Source organism: Paenibacillus sp. Z3-2 (assembly GCF_054161325.1).
On sequence record NZ_CP096397.1, the window covers coordinates 5,899,670 to 5,923,905 of the forward strand.

At 45.8% G+C, this 24,236-nt stretch carries 15 protein-coding genes; 1 reads left to right on the plus strand and 14 read right to left on the minus strand.

Features of this window, described 5'->3' with window-relative positions:
* Positions 1-155: 155 nt before the first annotated feature.
* From M1D71_RS26440 to argC, 4 genes are all read right to left on the minus strand, one after another.
* The gene (locus tag M1D71_RS26440; RefSeq protein ID WP_458124287.1) at positions 156-1,409 is read right to left on the minus strand and encodes an acetylornithine transaminase; all 1,254 of its coding nucleotides are present in this window, start codon (positions 1,407-1,409) and stop codon (positions 156-158) included.
* Positions 1,410-1,779: 370 nt separating this feature from the next.
* Entirely contained in the window at positions 1,780-2,562 is a 783-nt protein-coding gene (gene argB / locus M1D71_RS26445; protein WP_458127358.1) for an acetylglutamate kinase, read from the minus strand.
* 373 nt (positions 2,563-2,935) lie between these two features.
* The gene (gene argJ / locus M1D71_RS26450; protein WP_458124288.1) at positions 2,936-4,174 is read right to left on the minus strand and encodes a bifunctional glutamate N-acetyltransferase/amino-acid acetyltransferase ArgJ; all 1,239 of its coding nucleotides are present in this window, start codon (positions 4,172-4,174) and stop codon (positions 2,936-2,938) included.
* A gap of 128 nt (positions 4,175-4,302) precedes the next feature.
* Positions 4,303-5,352, minus strand: coding sequence for an N-acetyl-gamma-glutamyl-phosphate reductase (argC, locus tag M1D71_RS26455; protein ID WP_458124289.1), 1,050 nt, complete (start codon positions 5,350-5,352; stop codon positions 4,303-4,305).
* 327 nt (positions 5,353-5,679) lie between these two features.
* Here argC and cls point away from each other — a divergent pair, with 327 nt between their 5' ends.
* Positions 5,680-7,128 carry a cardiolipin synthase gene (gene cls, locus M1D71_RS26460; RefSeq protein ID WP_458124290.1) on the plus strand — a complete coding sequence of 483 codons (1,449 nt, stop codon included), beginning with the start codon at positions 5,680-5,682 and terminating at the stop codon, positions 7,126-7,128.
* A 121-nt stretch (positions 7,129-7,249) separates the two neighbouring features.
* Here the strand turns inward: cls and M1D71_RS26465 are convergent, their stop codons facing one another.
* The 10 genes from M1D71_RS26465 to M1D71_RS26510 all read right to left on the minus strand — a co-directional run bounded on the left by M1D71_RS26465 (position 7,250) and on the right by M1D71_RS26510 (position 24,186).
* Positions 7,250-8,158, minus strand: a complete 909-nt coding sequence (locus M1D71_RS26465) for a YitT family protein (protein ID WP_145324344.1) — start codon at positions 8,156-8,158, stop codon at positions 7,250-7,252.
* A 93-nt stretch (positions 8,159-8,251) separates the two neighbouring features.
* Positions 8,252-9,365 (minus strand): peptide chain release factor 2 gene (gene prfB, locus M1D71_RS26470; RefSeq protein ID WP_458124291.1). Its coding sequence is split into 2 segments (ribosomal slippage): positions 8,252-9,292 and positions 9,294-9,365, totalling 1,113 coding nucleotides; the frame shifts between segments, so codons are not numbered across the junction.
* Between the two features lie 439 nt (positions 9,366-9,804).
* Positions 9,805-12,309, minus strand: coding sequence for a preprotein translocase subunit SecA (gene secA / locus M1D71_RS26475; RefSeq protein ID WP_458124292.1), 2,505 nt, complete (start codon positions 12,307-12,309; stop codon positions 9,805-9,807).
* A 985-nt stretch (positions 12,310-13,294) separates the two neighbouring features.
* Positions 13,295-13,858 (minus strand): ribosome hibernation-promoting factor, HPF/YfiA family, encoded by a 564-nt coding sequence (gene hpf, locus M1D71_RS26480; protein ID WP_124116500.1) that lies wholly within the window; start codon positions 13,856-13,858, stop codon positions 13,295-13,297.
* Between the two features lie 421 nt (positions 13,859-14,279).
* Entirely contained in the window at positions 14,280-14,477 is a 198-nt protein-coding gene (locus M1D71_RS26485) for a cold shock domain-containing protein (RefSeq protein WP_024631599.1), read from the minus strand.
* Between the two features lie 507 nt (positions 14,478-14,984).
* Positions 14,985-15,320: a hypothetical protein gene (locus M1D71_RS26490; RefSeq protein WP_458124293.1), complete on the minus strand. Its 336-nt coding sequence runs from the start codon at positions 15,318-15,320 to the stop codon at positions 14,985-14,987.
* Positions 15,313-15,702 carry a flagellar export chaperone FliS gene (gene fliS, locus M1D71_RS26495; RefSeq protein WP_458124294.1) on the minus strand — a complete coding sequence of 130 codons (390 nt, stop codon included), beginning with the start codon at positions 15,700-15,702 and terminating at the stop codon, positions 15,313-15,315. The genes M1D71_RS26490 and fliS overlap by 8 nt, the downstream gene beginning before the upstream one ends.
* Before the next feature lie 22 nt (positions 15,703-15,724).
* Positions 15,725-17,236 carry a flagellar filament capping protein FliD gene (gene fliD / locus M1D71_RS26500; protein ID WP_458124295.1) on the minus strand — a complete coding sequence of 504 codons (1,512 nt, stop codon included), beginning with the start codon at positions 17,234-17,236 and terminating at the stop codon, positions 15,725-15,727.
* Positions 17,237-17,248: 12 nt separating this feature from the next.
* Complete coding sequence (locus M1D71_RS26505; protein ID WP_418039490.1) at positions 17,249-17,632, minus strand: flagellar protein FlaG; 384 nt, start codon at positions 17,630-17,632, stop codon at positions 17,249-17,251.
* 179 nt (positions 17,633-17,811) lie between these two features.
* Positions 17,812-24,186: a beta strand repeat-containing protein gene (locus tag M1D71_RS26510; RefSeq protein ID WP_458124296.1), complete on the minus strand. Its 6,375-nt coding sequence runs from the start codon at positions 24,184-24,186 to the stop codon at positions 17,812-17,814.
* Positions 24,187-24,236: the final 50 nt, after the last annotated feature.

The following is a 24,236-nucleotide window of genomic DNA, read 5'->3' on the forward strand; positions in this document are numbered from 1 at the left end:
CCCGCATGGGCAGAAGAGAGAGCAGTATTCTCATCTTGTCTTAGTGCTTCTCAAGTTTATCTTCCGCAAGTTCACCGCGCGGCTACAGGGATTCATCATCTCATTCTGCTTCGAGGCCGGTAATGGCCCCGAGACAGAAAGGTTCTCATTTTATGTTAGGCTTTCGCAGCTACGTGCTCTTCGATCAATGTGGCTACCAAGGATACCGCCTCGTCGATCTCTTCTTTGCTCACGTACAGGTTCGGAAGCAAGCGAATCACATTCGGTCCTGCGGAGACAAACAAGATACCGCGTTTTTGCCCAGCAAGTACAATATCGCCTACCGGCTCAGCACATTCGATGCCGACCAGCAATCCCAGGCCACGAACTTCCTTCACAAAGGAATTACCCGCCAAACGATTCCGCAGGGAGTTCATCAGGTATTCACCCATCTCCGCTGCACGCTCTGGCAAACGATCTTCCAGCATCGTCTCGATTGTTGCAATCACAACGGATGAAGCAAGTGGTGTTCCACCAAATGTTGTCGCATGGCTGCCTGGCGTGAACGCATCCCGCAAGAAACCTTTACCCAGCATTGCTCCCACAGGGAAACCACTGCCGATGCCTTTGGCAACAGTGAACACATCTGGCTCAATGCCGTAGTGCTCGTGCGCAAACAGTTTGCCTGTACGTCCCATTCCAGTCTGTACTTCGTCGACAATCAGCAGCAATCCGTGCTCGTCACACAATTTCCGTACATGTTTGACGAATTCCGGTTCGACCGGATATACACCACCCTCGGCCTGAACCATCTCCAGCATAATAGCTGCTGTATTCGGTCCGATCGCTGCTTCAAGTGCAGGAATATCATGCAAAGGTACAGTTACAAATCCGGCTGGCAATGGCAAAAATCCTTCTTTCACCTTATCCTGTCCAGTTGCTGTCAGTGTTGCAAGCGTCCGTCCATGGAAAGACTGGGCAAAGGTAATTACTTCATACCGATCCGTGCCTTTCACCTTCTGGTGATAACGACGTGCAACTTTGATAGCTGCTTCGTTCGCTTCGGCACCACTGTTACAGAAGAACACCGCGTCAGCGCATGTATTGGCTGTCAGCAATGCTGCTGCCTTTTCCTGACCCGGAATCTGGAACAGGTTGGACACATGCCACAACTCATCAATCTGAGCTTTCAGCTTGGCTCCGACTTTCTCCGGTGCATGGCCCAGGCTAGTTACAGCGAGTCCGCACATGAAATCGAGATAGCGATTACCTTGGTCATCCCATAGCCAACTGCCTTTACCTTTGACCAGACTGATTGGATAACGTGCATACGTTTGGAAAAGCGAGCTTTCCGTCTGCACCGCTGCACCTGTTGCTGTTACGCCCGCTACCGCTGTGCCAGAACCTGGCTGTTCGTTGCCTTTTGCCATCACCATATCACTCCTTATTTGTTGGTGCCCTGACAATCATATAAGAGCCCTTATTTACACCAGAACACTCCGATTGCAGAACCATCTTCGAACGTATGCATACTTCCACTTCGATGACAGAACAACCTTCTGATCGCTGTTATCTCCAGATTTCTTTAATTAATTGTTTAAAGGTTGAAATCCAGTGATAAAGGCGAACGCTCCGCTTCTTCAGGTTATTTCTGTCCTCTCCGTTCTCGCCTGTTTGTTTCATCAGATTGATTCTGCACTCTACGTTATCGTGTAATATTAGATTTCTTATAAAAAAAGCCGGGCACATATTTTTATATATAATATAAGGCTATTAAGACCCTAGCGCATCGAGAGCAAATTATTGCATACGGATGATTCTTGTCCCGATGATTTCTCCGCCAAGTACGCGGCTCAGGATTTGGGGTTCGCTGCCGTCTACGATGACGACCTCACGTACTTGACCATGGATACAAGCGATTGCTGCACGCACTTTAGGAATCATGCCGCCATAGATTTCTCCGGTCTGGATCATGTCCTCAATCTCTTGTACAGATACGGATGGCAGTACTTTTTTCTCGCCACCTACGTTCTTCATGATGCCAGGAACGTCAGTCACAACAATCATACGTCTGACTCCGAGATGAGACGCTACTGCACCCGCAGCTGTATCTGCGTTGATGTTATAGCGTTGTCCAGTTGCGTCTACACCAACTGGTGCAATAACCGGCATGTACCCCATGTTCACGATGCCTTGGATCATCTCTGCGTTCACACCAGTGACATCGCCTACCCAACCGATCTCTGCGTGGTTCGATACGGGCTTCGCCTGAATCAGACCACCGTCCACGCCGGATACGCCTAGTGCATGACCACCAACACGTTGAATCAAACGCACGATCTGCTTGTTGATGCTGCCTGCCAGGACCATCTCTACTACGTCCAACACAGGTTCAGTCGTCTTGCGTAGGCCGTTAACGAATTCGGTTTCGATACCAAGCTTCGCCAGGTTATCCGAGATTGCAGGACCTCCACCATGTACGATAACTGGCTGCGTACCTTGAGACTGCAAATCACGCAAATCCGCAAAGAACGATTCTGGCAATGCTGCAAGCGTACTGCCTCCACATTTCATGACAAACATCTGCTTCTCAGTGCCCGCTTCCGTTGCGGTACTATCATTTGGCAATGTTGAATTCAAGAGAGCAACTCCTTTCGTTCAAATATTCTAAAAGGCTTAACACTTAATAAATCCATGTTAGACGGGTCTAGCCGTTACAAATTCGGATCGTTCTTTTGATCGCTGTTGTCTCCAGGTTTTTTTGATTCCCTTTTTAAAGGGAAAACCCGGAGACAAAGGCGCACGCTTCGCTTCTTCAGAATCGATTCCGACTTTTTCACTATCCCCGTTAAGGATCTAACTCAAAAAGTTTAATCCTTATAGATGTTATACATATTTTTGCAAAGCAGCTTTTCAATCATGAAGCTGCTAGATTATTAAAACTAAATACAAACTATTACGTGCGGTATGCCGCGTTAATTCGTACGTAGTCATACGTTAGGTCACAGCCCCAGGCTGTAGCCGTTCCTTCGCCGTGGTGCAGATCCACCACAATGCGAACTGTATCAGTCTGCAAATAGGCCAGTGCTTCTTCTTCGTCGAATACGACTGGACGGGACTGCGCGAGTACCGAGATCTCTCCCAAACGGATATCCACCGTATCCGGGTTCACCGGCTGTCCTGCACGCCCTACGGCTGCAATAATCCGTCCCCAGTTGGCGTCCGCGCCGAACATGGCGGATTTCACCAAGCTGGACCCGATGACGGTTTTGGCAATCGCTTGTGCGGACTCATCACTTACCGCACCGGTAACTTCTACCTCAACCAGTTTGGTTGCTCCTTCGCCATCGCGAGCAATGGCTTTGGCCAGCACTTGGCATACATAGGTGAATCCAGCTGCAAATGCGTCCCAATCCGGGTGATCCACCGTCAGCTCTTCATTGCCTGCATATCCACTGGACATGGCTACCAACATGTCGTTCGTACTCGTATCCCCATCGACGGTAATCATGTTGAATGTATGATTCGTTGCCTGGCGCAGCAGGCGCTGCAACGCTTCTGCACCAATGACCGCGTCAGAGGTCATGAAAGCGAGCATTGTCGCCATATTCGGATGAATCATACCCGAGCCTTTGGCGGCACCCGCAATCGTAACCGTCTTGCCGTTAACCATAACGGAGACGCAGGCTTCCTTTTTCACCAAATCCGTTGTCAGAATCGCTTGTGAAAATTGCTCCGCTTCATTCGACTCCTTGCCCAGTTGCTCCGGAAGCGCCTTGATGCCTGAATGCACAGCATCCATTTTGAGCAATTCCCCAATGACACCCGTAGAAGCCACAGCAACGTCCTCTTCTGCCACACCCAACTCACGCGCAGCGGCCGAACGCATTGCATAAGCATCTTCTTCACCTTGTTGCCCTGTACATGCATTGGCATTGCCGCTATTAACGATAACAGCCTGAAGGCGTCCATTGCTCAAGCTTTCGCGCGTTACTTTGAGTGGCGCCGCCTGAAACACGTTCGTTGTATACACAGCTGCAGCTGTAGCTGGTACATCACAGCGGATCGCTCCAATGTCATTGCGTGATGTTTTTTTCAACCCGCAGTGAAGTCCACCCGTAGTGAATCCCGCAGGAGTTATAATTGTTCCATTCTCAACCACGGTAAAAGTCTGTTGCTCCACATTCGTTCCCATATCATATCCCCCGTATGCGTTCAGCTATATGCTGATGATCGCCTGCTTAACCTGGTCCGATCTCCCTAAGTGACTCCGAGAATGCACTTTTACATCGAATGTTCCAGTACCCTCATGAATTCCATTCCTTATGGATATACCGGTGTCATGTTCAGCCCGAGGTTCTCCTCCCATCCCATCATCAGGTTCATATTTTGAATCGCTTGCCCGGAAGCACCCTTCACCAGGTTGTCAATGACCGAAATAATCGTTAATCGTCCTGTGCGAGGATCCACCGCAAATCCGATATCACAATAGTTCGATCCGTACACTTCCTTGGTCGAAGGCCAGATGCCTGGTTCACGTACACGTACGAAAGGTTTATTTTCATAATATTTGCGGTACAAATCCACGATCTCGCGGTCACTGTGTTCCCCAACGAGACTTGCATACATCGTGCTCATGATTCCACGTGTCATTGGCACCAGATGTGTTGTAAAGGTAACCGTTACAGGCGTTCCCGTTATATTGCCAAGCACTTGTTCGATCTCGGGAATATGTTGGTGTTTGTTCAGTTTATAGGCTTTGAAATTCTCATTCATCTCTGCATAATGGTTCGTCAGACTTGTTCCGCGTCCCGCTCCGGACACACCTGATTTGGCATCAATAATGATGGTAGAAGGATCAATCCAGCCTGCCTCTACTGCAGGAATCAGTCCGAGAAGTGTAGCCGTTGGATAACAGCCCGGGTTGGATATAAAATTCTGTCCCTTCACCTCTTCGCCATACACCTCAGCCATGCCATATACCGCCTGTTCCAGCAAATCCGCTGGGGGTGCCGGATGTTTATACCACTCTTCGTACACTGCCCCATCTTTCAGTCTGAAATCACCAGACAGATCAATGACCTTAAGCCCTGCTGCCAGCAGGCTTGGTACGAGCTTTGCACTTACGCCAGACGGGGTCGCTGTGAATACCAGATCCGCACGACTCGCAATTTCAGCCGAATCGACGCCGTCGAGTGGCCTGCAAATCACGTCCGTCAAATGCGGAAACCCATCTGCGATGGACTCACCACTGCTCGATGATGAGATCACCGATGTGATTTCAACCAGCGGATGGTTCTGGAAAAAACGAATCAGCTCCACCCCGCCGTAGCCGGTGGAACCGACGATTGCCACTTTTAATTTGTTATTCACTCTCGCTCCCCCAATCTCGATGTATGCGCTACTTGTGCTATGCCATCCCTTAATAAGGTCCGAACACAGCAATTCCGTCGCTTATATGCATATTTGTGTATTATTATACGACTCTGGTTATATAAATACAACACTCTATCATCAATTTCACATGGATTTCCATCCATTCCGACATATCTTTCTAACATCCGGGACGAATAGGTATACATCTGTTAAAATACGTATTAGTAGGAAACATTACAATCAGGGTCTCATTCATAACTAACCTGCTAATCAAGGACATATGAATAGATTCATGATGGTCATTATGAGACGTGGGGGACTATAGTGCATATCGAATCCATTTTACTTATTGTACTCCTGGGCCTGAATATTATTTTTGCCGCAGCAGTCGTTTTCTTCGAACGGAAGGATGCTAGCGCTTCCTGGGCTTGGCTGCTCGTCTTGAACTTTATTCCGGTGTTTGGGTTTGTACTTTATCTATTAACCGGTCAGAATCTGACCCGATATCGGCTTTTCCAGTGGAAAGAACGCAAGAAACTCGGGCTTGAGGAACGTATCGAGAACCAGCTTGCGCAGTTGCAAGATAACCGTACGCCTTTCCGCAACCAGGCCACCGAGAGCAGTCAGGATATGATCTATATGAATCTGAAGCAGAACGGCGCTCTGTTAACCGAGGATAATGCGGTCGAGATTATTACAGACGGAACGGACAAATTCCAGCGGCTCTTGGACGACATCGAAGCGGCTCAGGATCACGTGCACGTACAATACTACATTTATAGAGGCGATCGTCTGGGCAAAAGAATCCGGGATGCACTTATCCGCAAAGCGCGGGAAGGCATCAAAGTCCGATTACTGTATGACGCGCTAGGATCACGGCGGGTATCGAAACGCTTTTTCAAAGAATTACGCGAAGCAGGCGGTTTGGTTGAAGTCTTTTTCCCATCCAAATTCAGTCTGATCAACTTGCGTATGAACTACCGGAACCACCGGAAGATTGTCATTATCGATGGTAACCTTGGATACACGGGCGGGTTTAATGTTGGAGATGAGTATCTCGGCTTGAACTCGAAATTCGGTTACTGGCGTGACACACATCTGCGTATTCAAGGGAACGCCGTTCATGCGCTGCAGACCCGTTTTCTCCTGGATTGGAATGAAGCGTCCAAGCAACACGACACACCTTATGTTCCCGCGCATTTCCCTCATATCGAGGGCACAGGAAAGATTGCCATGCAGATTGTCTCCAGTGGACCGGATGCAGAGATCGAGCATATCAAGAACAGTTATCTTAAGATGATTAACGGGGCCAAACACTCGATTCTGATTCAAACGCCTTATTTTATCCCGGATGCCAGTGTATTCGAAGCTATTCGTCTCGCGTGTCTGTCCGGCATTGATGTTCGGATCATGATTCCAAATAAACCCGACCACGCTTTCGTATATTGGGCTACGCTATCTTATATTGGTGAGTTGTTAAAGGTTGGCGCAAAAGTATTTATATACGACAATGGTTTCATTCATGCCAAAACGCTTATCATTGACAGCTTGGTTGCATCCGTGGGAACTGCCAATATTGACTACCGCAGTTTCCGGTTGAACTTTGAGGTTAATGCTTTTATGTACGATGAGACGATTGCGACAGCACTTGTACATACCTTTGAGCACGACCTGCATGTATCGCGGGAGATGACGCTTGAGGAATACAAGAAACGCAGTCTGATCATCCGCTTCAAAGAAGCGATTTCCCGTCTGCTGTCTCCGATTCTGTAATAGTAAAAAAAACAGGCACATCCTCTCCCGTCATTTCGGAGAGGATGTGCCTGTTTTTTTACTTGTCTTGAACTTCCAAACTTATGAGCCTACACGGCTCACTCGCTATTTTCTTACGTTGTCACACATGTTCTCCCCGCTTAAAGCCTTCGCCGAGCACTTCGTGCGCGTTACTGATAATGACAAAAGCTCCCGGGTCCACAGACCGGATTAACGCTTTGAGTCTAGGAACCTCATTTTGCCCAACCACTACCATCAGTACTGTTCGTTGATCGTCGGTGTAACCGCCTTTGGCTTCCAGTTTCGTCAATCCGCGATCCAAGTCATCCAGAATCACTTTGCTAATCGCTTCCGTCTGGTTGGAGATAATATAAGCCACCTTGGAAAAGCCTAGCCCCATCTCAACGGCATCGATCACTTTACCGGTAACATACAACCCAATCAGCGCATAGAGAGACTGTTCCAACGATAATACAAAAGCAGCCATAATAATAACAGTGGCATCCATAATCACAACGCAGAGAGAGTAACTAAGTCCACTGTATTTCTGCACGATTCTGGCAAGAATGCTCATGCCACCTGTTGATCCTCTACCTCGATATACAATTCCGATCCCAAGACCGACTCCAATTCCCCCATATAGTGAACCAAGTAACGGATTCGTTGTTGGAATCGCCCAATCTTTCGTAAGATAGACTAACAGTGGCAGGACAATACTTCCCAGTACTGAACGAACACCGTACTGCTTCCCAATGAGCAGGAAACCCGCGATCAGAAGTGGAATGTTAATCGCCCATTGGGTGTATGCCGGCTCCAGATTGAGCCACTCTTTGCCCAGGATGGATAACCCGGACACCCCACCCGAAGCGATCTGATTCGGTAATAAAAATAAATTAAAGGCCACTGCGATTAAAAACGAACCTACAATGATGGATACCGTATCCACTACGTTCCTCCATGGGCCATTGAGTGGAATAAGGCTAGTTATCCTCTTTTTGCGGTTATTGTGAAGTTGTGATCGTTGTTGCATGTCATCTTGCTCTCCTTTTGTCTGTAAACTCAAAAAAAGCTCCTGTACACACCAGCATACGCCTACACGTATGGGTCCATACAGGAACTTATATTAGTCGGTTTCCACTTTAATCTGGCTGCGCAAATAACCATCGATGAATGCATCGAGGTCGCCGTCCATTACTGCTCCTGTGTTTCCAGTCTCTACACTTGTACGGTGATCCTTTACCATACTATAGGGATGGAACACATAGGAGCGAATCTGGCTACCCCATGAAATATCCGATTGATCTCCTCGGATTTCATCCAGCTGTTGTTTTTGCTCTTCAATTTTACGCTCATACAATTTCGAACGGAGCATCGTCATCGCACGCTCACGGTTCTTGATCTGTGAACGCTCATTCTGACACGTTACAACCACACCTGACGGAAGGTGAGTAATCCGCACGGCAGAGTCGGTGGTATTGATATGCTGTCCACCCGCGCCACTTGCCCGATACGTATCGATCTTGAGATCCTCTGTGCGGATGTCCAATTCAATCGTATCATCAATCTCCGGTACCACATCACAGGATACGAAGGACGTATGTCTACGGCCCGATGAGTCAAAAGGAGAGATCCGCACCAATCGGTGTACACCCTTCTCGGCTTTCAGATACCCATAAGCGTTATGTCCTTTGATCGACAACGTAACACTCTTGATCCCAGCCTCATCACCTGGCAGATAATCCAGTACCTCAACCTTGAATCCACGCTTTTCGGACCAACGTGTATACATCCGGAGAAGCATCTGTCCCCAGTCTTGGGACTCAGTGCCACCCGCACCCGGGTGAAGCTCCAGAATCGCATTCATCTTGTCGTACGGCTGATTCAGGAGCAGTTGAAGTTCGAACTCTGCAACCTTGTTCACGATCGCTGTAATACTGTTACCAATCTCGACTGCGAGGTCTTCGTCACCTTCTTCGTCCGCCAGCTCTATCATCATCACTGCATCATCATAATCCTGTTGAAGTTTGGTGTATTGATCCACAGACCCTTTCACCGCGTTTAGCTCAGCGATTACGGATTGTGCCTTGTCACTGTCGTCCCAGAAATCCGGGGCAGACATCTTCACTTCGAAGTTTCCGATCATCTCTTGCTTCAGATCTAAGTCAAAGAGACCCCCTAAGGTTTGTTAGTTTCTTGCCTATTTCACGCAGGTCATGCTTCACGTTTGGATCGATCATGTGCAATTCCTCTTTTCATTAAGATAAGCTCCCCGCATCCAGGGCATTCCTCCAGATCAAGTATCCGATGCGCCACCTGGTGTTGAGATTACTGGTGTATCAGTATATCTCTTCTCCATGATCATGGTCATATTATTATAACTATGCACCATTAACCGGTTTTGCATCCTTCACTTCATCCTATGGAATACCCGGCTGCGAGGAGCCGTTCATGTCATGCTATTTAAGTTGAGCCAGCATTCTTTACACCATATCACTCCGATTGCAGTAGCATCTTCCGATCGCTCTTATCCCCAGATTTTCTTAATTCCCTTACAAAAGGGTAAAATCCGAGGATAAAGGCGAACGCTCCGCTTCTTCAGATTGCTTCTGCACTCTCCGTTATGGTGTAAAATCAAGGTTCAACTTTTTACACTATAGTGTATATAAAAACCTTTAACTACTCTTGACCGTGGCAGTGTTTGAATTTCTTGCCACTACCGCATGGGCATGGATCGTTACGTCCGATTTGGTCAGAAACCTTCACTGGACGTTTCTCAGCAGGCTCACCGCTTGTCGAGATCTGACTTTCCTCAACAACCGCTTGACGCTCCTGATTGCTCTCGATCTGTGCTCTCATCACATATGTTGCTACTTCTTCCTGAATCGAAGCAATCATCTGATGGAACATCTCGAAGCCTTCGAACTGGTACTCACGCAGTGGATCTGTACCACCGTAGGCACGAAGGTGGATACCTTGACGCAACTGATCCATCGCATCAATATGATCCATCCACTTGCTGTCTACTGCACGGAGCACAACCACTTTCTCGAACTCACGAACCATCTCTTCGCCAATTCGCTCTTCACGTGCATTGTACTTGTTCTGAACTTTCTCAAACAGGTACTCGATAATCTCTTCTGCTTCCTTGCCCCACAGATCATCTTTCGTTACCGAATTGTCATCCAGCAATTTGCTGTTCATGTAATCGGCAACTTCCTGTAGCTCCCAGTTCTCCGGAATATCGTCACTGCAATGTGCCCCAACGATACGTTCAATGGATGGCTTGATCATATCCATAACGATCTGTTTGATATTCTCGGATTCCAGTACCTCGCGGCGCTGTTTATATATAATTTCACGTTGTTGGTTCATTACATCATCATATTGGAGAACGACTTTACGTACGTCAAAGTTGTTACCCTCAACACGTTTCTGCGCCGATTCTACTGCACGGGTAATCATCCGGCTCTCGATCGGTTGGTCTTCTTCAAAACCAAGGCGCTCCATCATGTTCAATACATTGTCTGCACCGAAACGTCTCATCAATTCATCACCGAGTGACAAGTAGAATTGTGTTGAACCCGGGTCACCCTGACGTCCCGCACGACCACGCAGCTGATTATCAATCCGGCGTGATTCGTGACGCTCTGTACCGATGATATGAAGGCCGCCTACTTCAGCTACACCTTCACCCAAGATAATATCCGTACCCCGTCCAGCCATGTTGGTTGCAATCGTTACTGCACCTGCTTGTCCAGCTCCTGTGATGATCTCTGCTTCTTCAGCGTGGTACTTGGCGTTCAGCACCTGGTGCTTTACACCACGACGTTTGAGCATGTCAGACAGGCGCTCCGAGTTCTCGATGGACACTGTACCTACCAGAATCGGCTGGTTCTTACTGTGGCGTGCCACGATCTCTTCCACAACGGCATTGAACTTGCCATCGATGCTCTTGTACACGACATCTGCCATGTCATCCCGTTTGTTCGGACGGTTGGTTGGAATTTGCAGTACTTCGAGACCGTAGATTTTTTTGAACTCTTCTTCCTCGGTTTTCGCTGTACCCGTCATACCCGCCAGTTTACGGTACATCCGGAAATAGTTCTGGAACGTAATCGTAGCAAGTGTCATGCTCTCGTTCTGTACTTCAATGCCTTCTTTAGCTTCAATCGCCTGGTGCAATCCATCACTGTAACGACGTCCGGACATCAGACGACCTGTGAATTCATCGACGATCATGACTTCCTCATCACTCACCACATAATCCACGTCGCGACGCATGATAACGTTGGCTTTCAACCCCTGTACGATGTGATGGTTAAGTGTAACGTTGGCATGATCATACAAGTTCTCGATACCAAATGCTTTCTCTGCTTTTGCTACGCCCGCCTCAGTCAACGCTACGGATTTCACCTTGATGTCTACCGTAAAGTCTTCTTCAGGAACAAGTCGCTTCACAAAACGGTCTGCTGAATAGTACATGTCCGTCGATTTCTGAGCTTGTCCAGAGATAATGAGTGGCGTACGCGCCTCATCGACCAAGATGGAGTCCACTTCATCAATGATACAGAAGAACAATGGACGTTGTACCATTTGCTCTTTGTACAGCACCATGTTGTCACGCAGATAGTCAAAGCCAAATTCGTTGTTCGTTCCGTACGTAATATCACATGCATAGGCATGTTGTTTCAAAGCATGGTCCATACCGCTCAGGTTAACCCCTACCGTCATGCCCATGAATTCATAGATTTGTCCCATTTCCTGGCTATCCCGCTGTGCCAAATAGTCATTGACCGTGACCACGTGTACACCTTTGGACATCAATGCGTTCAGATATACCGGCAGTGTTCCTACCAGCGTTTTACCTTCACCCGTTTTCATCTCGGAAATACGGCCTTCATGCAGAGCGATACCGCCCAGCATCTGTACATCGTAGTGACGTTTGCCCAGTACACGGCGTGATGCCTCACGTACAGTTGCAAATGCCTCTGGAAGAAGTTCATCTGTCGTTTCTCCCTTTTCAATACGAGCACGGTATTCGTCCGTTTTACCTTTCAGTTGTTCATCAGACAACGCCTGAAATTGTGGTTCCAGTTTATTGATCACATCGACCGTCTTCATCAGACGTTTAACATCACGTTCGTTCATGTCGCCGAAGATCTTTTTGACAAGTCCTAGCATGGTATACCCCTTTCGTGCAAAACAGAATAGACCCCCTGTTGCCGCCACGCGACACCATCGGATGGATGTTGCATCCACTTGCCCGGGGGTGACAAACAATATGATTTGAGCTTAATGAAGGTTACACTTCGTCAACTCAGTTGCCAGAATGTCCTTTCGATCGCTGTTATCCCCTGATTTCTTTTAAACTCTCTTCTCAGAGGGTTAAATCCGGGGATAAAGGCGAACGCTTCGCTTCTACAGGTCATTTCTGCCCTCTTCGTCATCCGTGTAAAAATCAAATTCAAATCATATGCTAATAAGTAATATGATGAATCAACTTCAGGCTTGCCAAGGGTTCCTCATGAAGCTGATTCGGTATTCAAACGGATTCGGTTATTAAAAACTAGCCGAAGCCCGAGCCTTGCGAATCATGTTCATGGTGCTGTGCCTGTCATTGATTATGATTAGCGATCATTCGTTGACAATTCTCCATCAGGACAATGATTCTCTTTGCATAAATTGTAACAGTTTGTAAGGGTCGCCGCAACACGCCACGGCACACTTCTTTGAACTTCTGAAGGATCTCAAATCGAGTTTAAGTGCAAAAAATCATAGTCGTTAGCCGAAGCCATCGATTGCCATGTTTGATTTTGCACGGTAGACTGCCCTGCCAACGAATTTTTATGGTAAATTTGGATGGAAATCTCAATATCCAGTTCTCGAATGCATGTGTACGAATATTTTCGTAACCATCTGAATCTGGTCGTATCATTGCACAGTTTGTGCTTCTTCTTACTATCTATTAGACGCAGCAGCATAGGGAATAGTTTCACCATTTTATTTCCAAAGGTCATTTCCCAGCCCCTTTACGCACAAAAGAGCCCCATCCCCTAAGGGATGGAAGCTCTTGTTAAGTCTAATCAGGAAACTACCTTTCCTGTGTTCATTATTGAAATTTAGATATTCATATGCAAGTCCGATCCGATGATCCTGTACGTTAAGATTAACCTTGTTCGATCAACCCGTACTTACCATCGTTCCGTTTATAAACAACGCTAACTTCTTCACTGTCAATGTTGGAGAATACGAAGAAATTGTGACCAACCATGTTCATTTGGAGGATTGCCTCTTCCACGTCCATTGGTTTCAACATAAAGCGTTTCGTCCGTACAACTTCCAGATCATCTTCATCCGTGTCCGCATCCAGTTCAGCTGTAGCTACAGTGCCTGTTGGATCTTCAACGAAGAGTGTTTTCAGGCTGCCTTCCTGGCGGAACTTACGGTTAATTTTTGTTTTATGTTTGCGGATCTGACGTTCCAGCTTGTCTACCACGGAGTCAATGGATGCGTACATATCGTCGCTCTCATCCTCAGCGCGGAGCACAATGCCTTTCAAAGGGATCGTCACCTCTACCGTATGCAAGCCTCTCGTCGTGCTCAATGTAACAGCACCGTCAGAGTTAAGGGGTGCATCGAAATACTTCTCGAGTCTACTCAACTTTTTGTCGACATAATCCTTCAAAGCATCAGTAACCTCGATTTGTTGACCTCGAATACTTAAATTCATAGGGCACTCCTCCTTTTTCCTTTGCCACTTCATTATAACACGAATGTAAGCGCCATGTAAAAACTCCCGGTGACCGAATAATGACATCTGTTCAAGCCACATCTGCCAACGTAGGCATAACGCCATATTTCGCGATATTTCATCATATTCAGCCATAATCGCAAATTTACATGCTATGTCTTATTAGGCGCTTGATGATGTAATTAACCCATTTCGAGCATACTCAATCTATTATGTAAAATGAACTTCAATCTATCTCTTAAATCTATCAAATTCTTTAGAATAATGTTCCTCGGATGATCCTTAAATCTCGAATCTATCAAAACAAAAAAAGACCCCGGAACGTACCGGAGTCTGATGCTAGCGATAATTCAATTTGGTAACCATCTAACCATATATGTAGGTCGGATTGTCCGGATGATTATAATTTGATTACGTTAGCTGCTTGCGGTCCACGCGCGCCTTCGACGATGTCGAATTCTACGGATTGACCTTCTTCCAAAGTTTTGAATCCTTCGGATTGAATTGCGGAGAAATGTACGAATACGTCGCCGCCGTCTTCAGTTTCAATGAAACCGTAACCTTTTTCTGCGTTGAACCATTTTACTTTACCTTGCATGCACTAACATTCCCTTCGTCATCAAATGAAGTGAAGCTTTTGGCCTTAGCCTCTGCCCACAATTCAGATAATACCATCCAAAGTTATCCATTGTCAATTGGAAACGTAAATGTTTTCTTGGAATTTTTTGTGGGTTAATTGGTGATTGTGTTGAAAGGTGGGGTATTATGTATATCGATGTTATTAAATACTGTTAATCCTAATAATTTCTTTGGAACCCTAGTATCATATCACAATGAAATTACCATATAATTATGAGTACTCACAACCTAGCTTTTTACAAAAGTATTATATCTTTGGAGATGGAAAATGGATCGTCATGGTTGTTGAATATAGAGGGAGGAATTAATGCCAATTAAGATAGAGTGGTTTACAACGAGGAAATTATAAGAAGATTATGATTTTTTGAATTCTTACATGATGTCTGCCAACTAGTTGAATTCACACTTCATAAAAATATTAAGATCCCCAGTTCAGTATTCAACTGCACATAGGGATCTAGTATATTCATTTTCTTTTATCTACCAATAGACTCTCAGGGGTATATCCTGCTTCGTATGCATTCCGCTGCATCTTGGCTTGTCCATGATTCATAAGCCAGCTGCCAGCCTCATCCTTCAAACTATTCATTCTCCCAAGAAGAAGTGTATCCTGCTCAAGGATCGCTCTTACACGCTGTTGCTGCTCAGATGTTAGCGGCGTCTCCTCAACCATATGAAGGATATCATCAACTAGCCCTTGACGTTTTTCGATAAAATCTGTAAATTCTTCCGAACTTACTTGATTAATCTGGAGAAGCATCTGATGGGTTAAAGTTTCAAGCTCACCAATACGTTCATCCATGACCCTTCTCCTGACTTCCCGCAATCTTGATTGCCTGTGCCCAAGTCTCTCTCAACTCTGTAAGATACCCTAAGGCCTCCTCAGCAGGCTCAGGAACTTTTTTTACGTTCGATTGGGATAGGAGGTGGTTCACATACTCATATAGTGCTGAAAGTCCTTTGGAAACTTCAATAGAAGAGTCCAGAGTAGACATGAGTTCACTAACTATGGTTTGAGCCTTTCCCAAATTTAGATTTATTTTCTCCAAGTCCTGATGCTTCATGCCATCAATCCCTGCACGTATGAAGCGAATAGCCCCATCATAAAGCATAATAAGAAGCTGTTCAGGCGTAGAAGTTTGAACGGATGACTGACGATATTTTTCATAAGGAGATGTAATCAATTGCTTTCACCCTTTACCTACTTTAGTACGATGCACCAAACAAACTGGACGACTGGGACTGGAGTCTGTTAATCGCTGTTTCCATAGCTGAAAATTGTTTATAATAACGTGTCTCTGCATCATTTAATCGAGTCGTAAGCGTGAGGATCTGAGCATCAAATTCTCTTAATCTTCTTCCCATTACACTACTCGGTGTGAATGTACCGGTCAGATCACCGCTGAACCTGTTCGTACCGGCACGATTTGCCAGATTCTGCATTGTATTTGTCAAGGCGCTGCTCATTTTACTGAACAATCCATCGCTCTTGGATTCGGAATTTCCCTGAAACAGGTTTATTACCTGCTGGGGATTATTCTCAAGCATATTCTTCAGCTTATCCTCATCTACATATAACTTACCACCCTCAGAATACTCACCAGTGGTAATACCCATCGCACTTAACTGTCCCATATTACCACTAATAAGAGATCGCATGGAAGTAATTGCAGAGTTAAGGATGCCATCATTTTTTAGCAAACCGCTCTTCGCTTTGGCCTCCCAGGATGTAATATCGCTCTCCTTCATCGACTCCTTTTGTGCATCTGTAAGAGGCTGGAAGTCACGATATTTGGCTTCACCGACCTTGGTGTTCAAGAAACTTAATAAATCATTGTAATCTTGAACAAAAGCTTTAATGGTGTCAATTGCCTGTGTAGGATCTGCTGTTGTCTTTATTATTGATGGATCCGTAGCTGCTGTAGTACTTAATAAAGTCATGGTAATTCCATTTACGGTTAACGAATTCGTCTTTGAGGTAAATTCTTCTGTTACTTTTGTACCATTTAATGACACTGTTGTTATACTAACTTCGGCCTCTTGAGCTGGTATGACTGCCCCTGCAGCAGCAGGATCGACTTTTAACAATTGCAGCATTGGAGAGTCAGCATTGCTTTGTGTTATTTCAATATTTGCGCTACCAAAATCCTTGGCACTTAGTGAGAATTCTCCACTCACTTCATCATAAGAGGCATTCACACCAGCTGCCGAACTATTGATTTTGCTAATTACAGTAGAAATGGTATCTGTACTGGCAAATTTAATTTCCGTTTTGTTGATCGTCAAGCTCATTGTTTCATCAATATTACCGCTCCCGCTTAGTTCGTTTAATTTAGTCGAGAGCGAAGCTTTCTTTCCAGGTGTTACCTCCATGGGACCTTGGGGTTGTATAGTTGCTTTCGTAGCAAGCTTCGTAACCGTAACCGTCATAGGAGTCGTTGATGCGTTTGGGGTAGCCACCGCTTTAATAGCAGATGTGTTGCCAGTCACTGTAGACTGCAGCGTAGTCATTGCCATTGATTTATTGAATGTATCTGTCAGCTTGTTTTGCTTAAAATTAAACAGCTTACTGTTTACTTCACGGTAACTATCCCGCTGCCAGTTGAGGATTGTTTTCTGTTGGTTTAGTTTATCCAGCGGGACTCGTTTGGCTTGCATCAGTTTAGTGACGGTACCATCAACGTCAAATCCTGAGAAGCCATTTACTCTTAATACCATATTTAGTCCTCCTTATATTTTTTCATCAACGATAATTCCTACCAATTCCATCATGTTTGCTACGATATCCAACGTTTTCTCAGGTGGAATCTCTCGAATAACTTCTCCAGTATCCTTATTTAGAACCTTGACCATAATTTGATGTGTCCTATCATGAATGCTGACGTCCAGCGTAGTCTCTGGTCCTTCCAAGGTTCTCAGAGCCTTGTCAATATTACGAATCAGCTGCTCTTCACCAAATGGGACCGACACTCCCTGTAGTCCTTTTTCTGTGAGTTCCTTAAGATTGCGAATCTTATCCGTACTGTATACTGAAGAAGCTGACTCAGCTGAAAGTGCTGGTTCTGAAGTACCTCTAGTTGCCGCGCTTGTGGTTAACGAAAATTGTATATTCACTCAGATAACCCCCGACAAATTTGTATTGTATCCTTTATATCGGTCAATTCCATTTCTATATTTAGTTCAGAACAGATTTTCTTTGACAAATTATTGATCGAAAATAAATCTTTCTAATAAAAACAGGGTCTTTCTTATACGAAAGACCCTGTTTTCCAGTAAACCAGCTTTAATGACTACTATTTAACAACTCGAATGACAACGGATTTGCTAAATTTACCGTTTTTAGCTGTAATCGTTGCCGTTCCAAGCGTGGCATTTGCCGGAATCGTGATGTTTCCTTCGGAATCAACCGCTGCCCGACTCGAGTTACTGCTCGTATATGTGGTTCCTGTAGAGCTGCTCGTTAAATCTTTCAGACTGTCATCCCCCATTAAAGCGTTGAATGACAACTGTTGTGTACTGCCAGCGGTCAATGTAACTTCCTCTGGTGTAATCGTAACGCTTATGATCTCCGAAGCTGGGTCTTTACTTATGGTTAACACTACTGATGACGTTATACTTCCGTTCCTAACTGTTATTGTAGCTGAACCTAAAGTAGCGTTAGATGGGATGGTAATCCGACCATCTGCGTCAATCATTGCGCGGGCAACGTTGCTGCTTGTGTAAAGCGTGCCATTGCCCGAAGTGATGTCTTTGAAGCTTCCATCTCCCATCGTTCCCATTACGGTTAATTGCAGATTCCCTCCAATGGCTAATGTAGCCCTGCTTGGAGTAACATGAATCCCCTTGACTTCAGAGGATAGGTCTTTGCTCACCGTAATAAGAATAGTGGTTTGCAACTTGCCGTTTTTGGCAGTAATCACTACTGTTCCTGCACTTGCACTGGCAGGAATGGTAACGAACCCTTCCGTATTCACTATTGCTCGTGCAAGGTTAGTACTGAAATATTCGGTTCCTTGACTACTGGAAGTAATGTCTCTTAGACTTCCATCTCCCATAACAGCACTAACGGTTAACTGATAGGAATTACCCGTCTGCAATGCTAGTGATTCAGGGTTAAATACGAGTTTAGTTACCTCTGTCGCAGGATCATTCCCAACAGTTACCGTAACAGAAGCTCGGGAAGTGCCAATACTAGCGGTAATCACTACTGTACCGAGCGTGGCATCTCCCGGAATCGTTACTCTCCCTGTTGCATCAACTACTGCACGTGCCGGGATACTGCTTGTATATTGAATATCTTTATTATTGGTCATGTCCTGTTGGCTACCGTCTCCCATGTTCGCGAGCACCGTTAATTGCTGCGTTTTGCCTGCGTGCATAGTGATCGGGTCGGGACTGATGACCATACTTTTGATCTCAGTCGCCGGGTTCTTCTTCACTGTAATTATAAGTGTCGTTTGTTGCTTGGCATTCTTAGCAGTGATCACTACCGTGCCTGCTGATGCATACGTTGGAATCGTAACCAATCCTTCCGCACTCACCAGAGCACGATCTGTATTACTGCTCATGTATATCGTTCCAGCTGCACTGGTGGTTGCATCTCTCTCACTGCCATCTCCCATGATCATTTTCACGGTCAGTTGGATCGTCTCCCCAGTCTGGATGGTCAATGGATTTGGCGTGATCGACAATTCCTTGACTTCCGTTGCCGGGTCATTCCCAACGGTTACCGTGACCGAAGTTCGGGAAGTTCCAATACTAGCGGTGATGACTACCGTTCCAAGTGTTGCATCTCTCGGGATCATTACCTGCCCTGATGCGTTAACTACTGCACGTGCCGGGATACTGCTTGTATATTGAATATCTTTGGAACTAGTCATGTCCTGCTGACTACCATCTCCCATGTTCGCGAGCACCGTTAATTGCTGCGTCTTCCCTGCGTGCATGGTAATCGGGTTCGGAGTGAGGGCTAAACTCTTAATTTCAGTGGCTGGATTTTTAGTTACTGTAATAACCAATGTGGCCTTTTGGCTTCCATTTTGTACCGTGATGACGACTGTACCTGCCGATGCATATGTCGGAATCGTAACAAGTCCTTCTGCACTCACTACAGCACGCTCCGTATTACTGCTACTATATACGGTCCCTGCTTGACTTGCAGTTACATCGGTTTCACTTTCATCTCCCATGACCCTCTTTATGGTCAACTGCTGGGTTTCCCCTGTTTGAAGTGTCAATGGATTCGGATTGATTGATAAACCTTTTACGACAGTTGATGGATCTTGTTCAACCGTCACTGTAACCGAAGCTTGCTTGGTTCCAACTTTAGCAGTAATCACTACCGTTCCCAGAGATACATCTGTCGGAATGGTAACCAGCCCCGCTGCATCGACTGATGCACGTGCTGGGTTGCTGCTTGTATATTGAATCCCTTCAGAATCTGTCATGTCTTTCTCACTGCCGTCACCCATATTCGCAATGACTGCCAGTTGCTGCGTTTTACCTGCATGCATTGTAAGTGGGTTCGGATTAATGACCAAACTTTTGATCTCAGTGGCTGGGTTTAGGGTTACCGTAATAACCAATGTGGCCTTTTGGCTTCCATTTTGTACCGTGATGACGACTGTACCTGCCGATGCATATGTCGGAATCGTAACAAGTCCTTCTGCACTCACTACAGCACGCTCCGTATTACTGCTACTATATACGGTCCCTGCTTGACTTGCAGTTACATCGGTTTCACTTTCATCTCCCATGACCCTCTTTATGGTCAACTGCTGGGTTTCCCCTGTTTGAAGTGTCAATGGATTCGGATTGATTGATAAACCTTTTACGACAGTTGATGGATCTTGTTCAACCGTCACTGTAACCGAAGCTTGCTTGGTTCCAATCTTAGCGGTGATCACTACTGTGCCCAGAGATGCATCTGTCGGTATGGTAATTAGCCCCGCTGTATCTACCGATGCACGTGCTGGATTGCTGCTCGTGTATTCAACCCCTTTAGAATTAGTCATTTCTTTCTCACTGCCGTCTCCCATATTCGCAACGACTGCTAGTTGCTGCGTTTTGCCTGGGTACGTTGTAATTGGGTTCGGATTAATAACCAAGCTTTTGATCTCAGTGGCTGGATTTAGGGTTACCGTAATAGTCACGGTCGCCTTTTGGGTTCCATTTTGTGCGGTAATGACCACTGTACCTGCTGGAGCATACGCTGGAATTGTAACCAATCCTTCGGCACTCACCGCGGCACGTTCTGTACTACTGCTACTATACACGGTTTTTGCTTGACTCCCTGTTACATCAGTTTCACTTGCATCTCCCATGACCCTCATTACGGTCAACTGCTGAGTTGCTCCTGTTTGAAGTGTCAATGGATTCGGGGTGATCGATAAACCTTTCACAACCGTTGATGGATCCGGTTCAATAGTCACTGTAACTGAAGCTTGGGCATTTCCAACCTTAGCCGTGATGACAACCGTCCCTAGAGAAGCATCGGTCGGAATAGTGACCAATCCCGCTGCGTCAACTGCTGCTCGAGCCGGGATGCTGCTAGTGTAGTTAATCCTTTCATCGTGAGTTACATCCTTCTCACTGCCATCTCCCATTAATGCTGTTACCGTTACCTGCTGCTCTTTACCTGCGTACAGTGTAATGGGATTGGGCTTGATTGATATCGATTTAAGTTCTTTCGCGGGATCGTTAGTAATCGTCAAAACAACTGACTTTTGGAAAGAGCCATTTTTGACCGTCACTACGACCGTTCCTGCCGTTGCTGTTTTTGGAATCGCAATTAGCCCTTCCGTATTCACCAGCGCGCGCTCTAAATTACTACTTGTATATGTCGTTCCTGCATTACTTGCCGTAATATCCTTCAGCGTGTCATTCCCCATCTTCGCAGTTACCTTCACTTGCTGCGTATCTTCAGGCATCAAGGATAGCGTAGCAGGATCGACCTCGATGGATAGAATGTCGTTTGAGATATCCTTAACTACATTCAGCACTGCTGTCGTACGGAATGTCTCATAATTCACCGTAATAACCACTGTGCCTAGAGAAGCATCTTTGGGAATCGTAACTTTCCCTTCTGTGTCCACCAGGGCACGTGCCGGATTACTGCTTGTATAAGTAGTCCCTAAGCTGCTTGCAGTAATATCTTTTGTCGTATCGTTGGAGTATGTGGCTACGACAGCTAGCTGCTTCCCTTCTCCCGGGAATACGCTTAGCTTATCCGTCGTAATCTTGATGCCCGTAAGTTCCGGATTTCCGTCAATGGTAAGCACACTCTGTACGACCATGTTACTGTTCGTAGCTTTGATCGTAACAGTACCGGTGATGGCGTCTGGCGGAATAACCACCAACCCATTCGCATCTACTTGAGCGCGTTTTGGATCTGACGAGGTGTATTTAGTCCCTTCTGATTCCTTGGTGACATCTTTGCTTGTTCCATCGTTCATGAGTGCTTTCAGCACCAATTGAAGTTTGTTATTGGTCAGAGAAAGGGTCTCTTCCGTTGGTGATATTGAAAGAGATTTGACTACAGGTTTGGACAACTTCACTGTTGTCGTTGCCTTTAAACCTTTGTAAGTCATATTAATGTAGTATGTTCCTTGCTGATCGCCCGAAGTTGCCTGGATCAATCCGTCAGCAGTAACCGTAACTACAGCGGGATTACTGCTTGTATAGGTGATGCCGCTCGAAGATTTAGTTACATCTTTGCGTTCACCATCATTCATTTCGACAACTTTAATTTGTTCCGTTTGGCCGGAGTGCATTGTTACCATTAGTGGAGTCACTGACAGATATGATTCTGTTGCTCCACCATTGACTCTAATTTCTACGGTTTTACGGACGTTCCCGTAAGTCACTTCAATCATTGCAGTTCCTGAACCCGCATTCGCAGGCACCTGAATGAACCCTTGTGAGCTGACCGTCAGCAATGTCGTATCAGATGACGTATACTTGGTTAATGGATCGTTCGTAATATCCAGAGGTGCAATCGCGGCATTACTATATTCCAAGATTGGTTTCAACTGATGACTTTGCCCGCGATTCATTTCTGTTGGAGCCGTTACGGCTATACTATTCGGTGTACCTGGTGTGATCGTAATTTTGCCCAGTACGTTAAAATTAAACTCGGATAACGGGGAAACCCCCAGCGCTTTAGCTATACTGGTGTTACCGACATTATCACTCACAGTCAGACTAGCCAGCACGTATTCACCCAACTCATCATACTTGTCAATTGGGACAGTAGCTGTATACTTATCTCCACCAAGTTTCGTGAAATTCAAGTTAATCGTTCTGCCACTTGGCTTCTTATATTGTCCTGTCAGTGTCCCATTTGCGACACCTGACAAGAGGTCTTCGACGCCAACCGTCAGGATGACTTCTGCTTGTATATTGGAAATCTGCTTGACCGTAATGGAGCCAGACGTAAATTCAGGACCTTCCCAGTCTGGTGTTGTTCCCGTTACTTCTACAGTGCAATGCTCAAATGTCTTCAGCTGGTTGTTATTGTCAGTATAACTAGTGATTGTACGACTATTTCCTAATATGTCGCTCAAGTATACCGAGGTTAAAGTCCGCAGCCCCCGTTCTTCATACTGACCGACCGTCACTGATCCGACGAATTGACCTGTGGCATCCTTGCGCAAATCAATCGTGCTTGTGCTTCCATCCGGTTTCTTGTATGTTACTCTTACTGTGCCCACACCGGATTCGTTATCGGTCACTTCCGCTCGTACTTCAATCTTCTCATTCGGATGCACCACGCGGGAAGTTACCGAAATGCCATGAAGTACTGGTGCTTCGTTGTCGACCGTCGTGCCACTGACCACAACCAAACAGTTATTGAAGTTAACTGTCTTGTTATTTCGGTCCTGGTAACTTGTATACGTTTTAGAGTTACCCACTCGATCCCGCGCTGTTACCGAAGCAAGAACCCATTCCCCGCTGTCATCATATTTCCCTATCGTATAAGAACCGACAAACTTGTTGTTCCCAGTCGCCGCCAAGGAAATAGATTTCGTCTTGCCACTAGGTGTTCTGTAATACGCTACTACTGAAGCTACCCCGGATTCGTTATCCGTCACTTCAGCAGTCAGTTGTAATTTGTCACCTACGGTTAGTTGATTGGTATTCACTTCAATCGAATGTAAGACCGGTGCTTCTTTGTCCGTAGGCTGAGGCGTAGGTGTTACTCCACTTACATTCAAATGCAGTGGTGTAAAATCAATCTTCTGTCCATTCGTTTGAGTAGAATTATGACTTAGATTAATGGTATTGTCCTTCTTGTCTCTCAGAAAGATTGTTGTTGCTTTCCAGGAGCCTGCTACATCATTGCTAGCTGCTCTAATATCAGCTTCAAACAGCTTGCTACTTGCATTATATACAAATGCCACATTGAACCGCTGATTGTTCGGTTTGGTATAAGTGATATAACCATCACTAAACCCAGAGAGATCATCCGTTATATCTGCAATGACCTTTACAGGTGCTGTAGGGGTCAATTCATTACTGGACACACTAATGCTGTTAATTGCAGGAGCCGTCAAGTCAGGTGTCGGATCCTCAATGACAACATCCGTTGCATAAGCTACAGACGTTGTCATTACCAGCACCATAACCATGCAGACAATAGTCCACTTTCTAAATAGTTGCTTTACCATTCAGGTATTTCCCTCCATTTCAACTATATATTTTAAAATATGTCTAAAAT

Bases quoted from the DNA above. Each gene is read 5' to 3' on its own strand.
- M1D71_RS26440 (WP_458124287.1), bottom strand. From the start codon at position 1,409: ATGGCAAAAGGCAACGAACAGCCAGGTTCTGGCACAGCGGTAGCGGGC.
- M1D71_RS26510 (WP_458124296.1), bottom strand. From the start codon at position 24,186: ATGGTAAAGCAACTATTTAGAAAGTGGACTATTGTCTGCATGGTTATG.
- M1D71_RS26490 (WP_458124293.1), bottom strand. From the start codon at position 15,320: ATGGATGAACGTATTGGTGAGCTTGAAACTTTAACCCATCAGATGCTT.
- hpf (WP_124116500.1), bottom strand. From the start codon at position 13,858: ATGAATTTAAGTATTCGAGGTCAACAAATCGAGGTTACTGATGCTTTG.
- argJ (WP_458124288.1), bottom strand. From the start codon at position 4,174: ATGGGAACGAATGTGGAGCAACAGACTTTTACCGTGGTTGAGAATGGA.
- secA (WP_458124292.1), bottom strand. From the start codon at position 12,309: ATGCTAGGACTTGTCAAAAAGATCTTCGGCGACATGAACGAACGTGAT.
- argB (WP_458127358.1), bottom strand. From the start codon at position 2,562: ATGTTTGTCATGAAATGTGGAGGCAGTACGCTTGCAGCATTGCCAGAA.
- M1D71_RS26465 (WP_145324344.1), bottom strand. From the start codon at position 8,158: ATGCAACAACGATCACAACTTCACAATAACCGCAAAAAGAGGATAACT.
- M1D71_RS26485 (WP_024631599.1), bottom strand. From the start codon at position 14,477: ATGCAAGGTAAAGTAAAATGGTTCAACGCAGAAAAAGGTTACGGTTTC.
- fliD (WP_458124295.1), bottom strand. From the start codon at position 17,236: ATGGTATTAAGAGTAAATGGCTTCTCAGGATTTGACGTTGATGGTACC.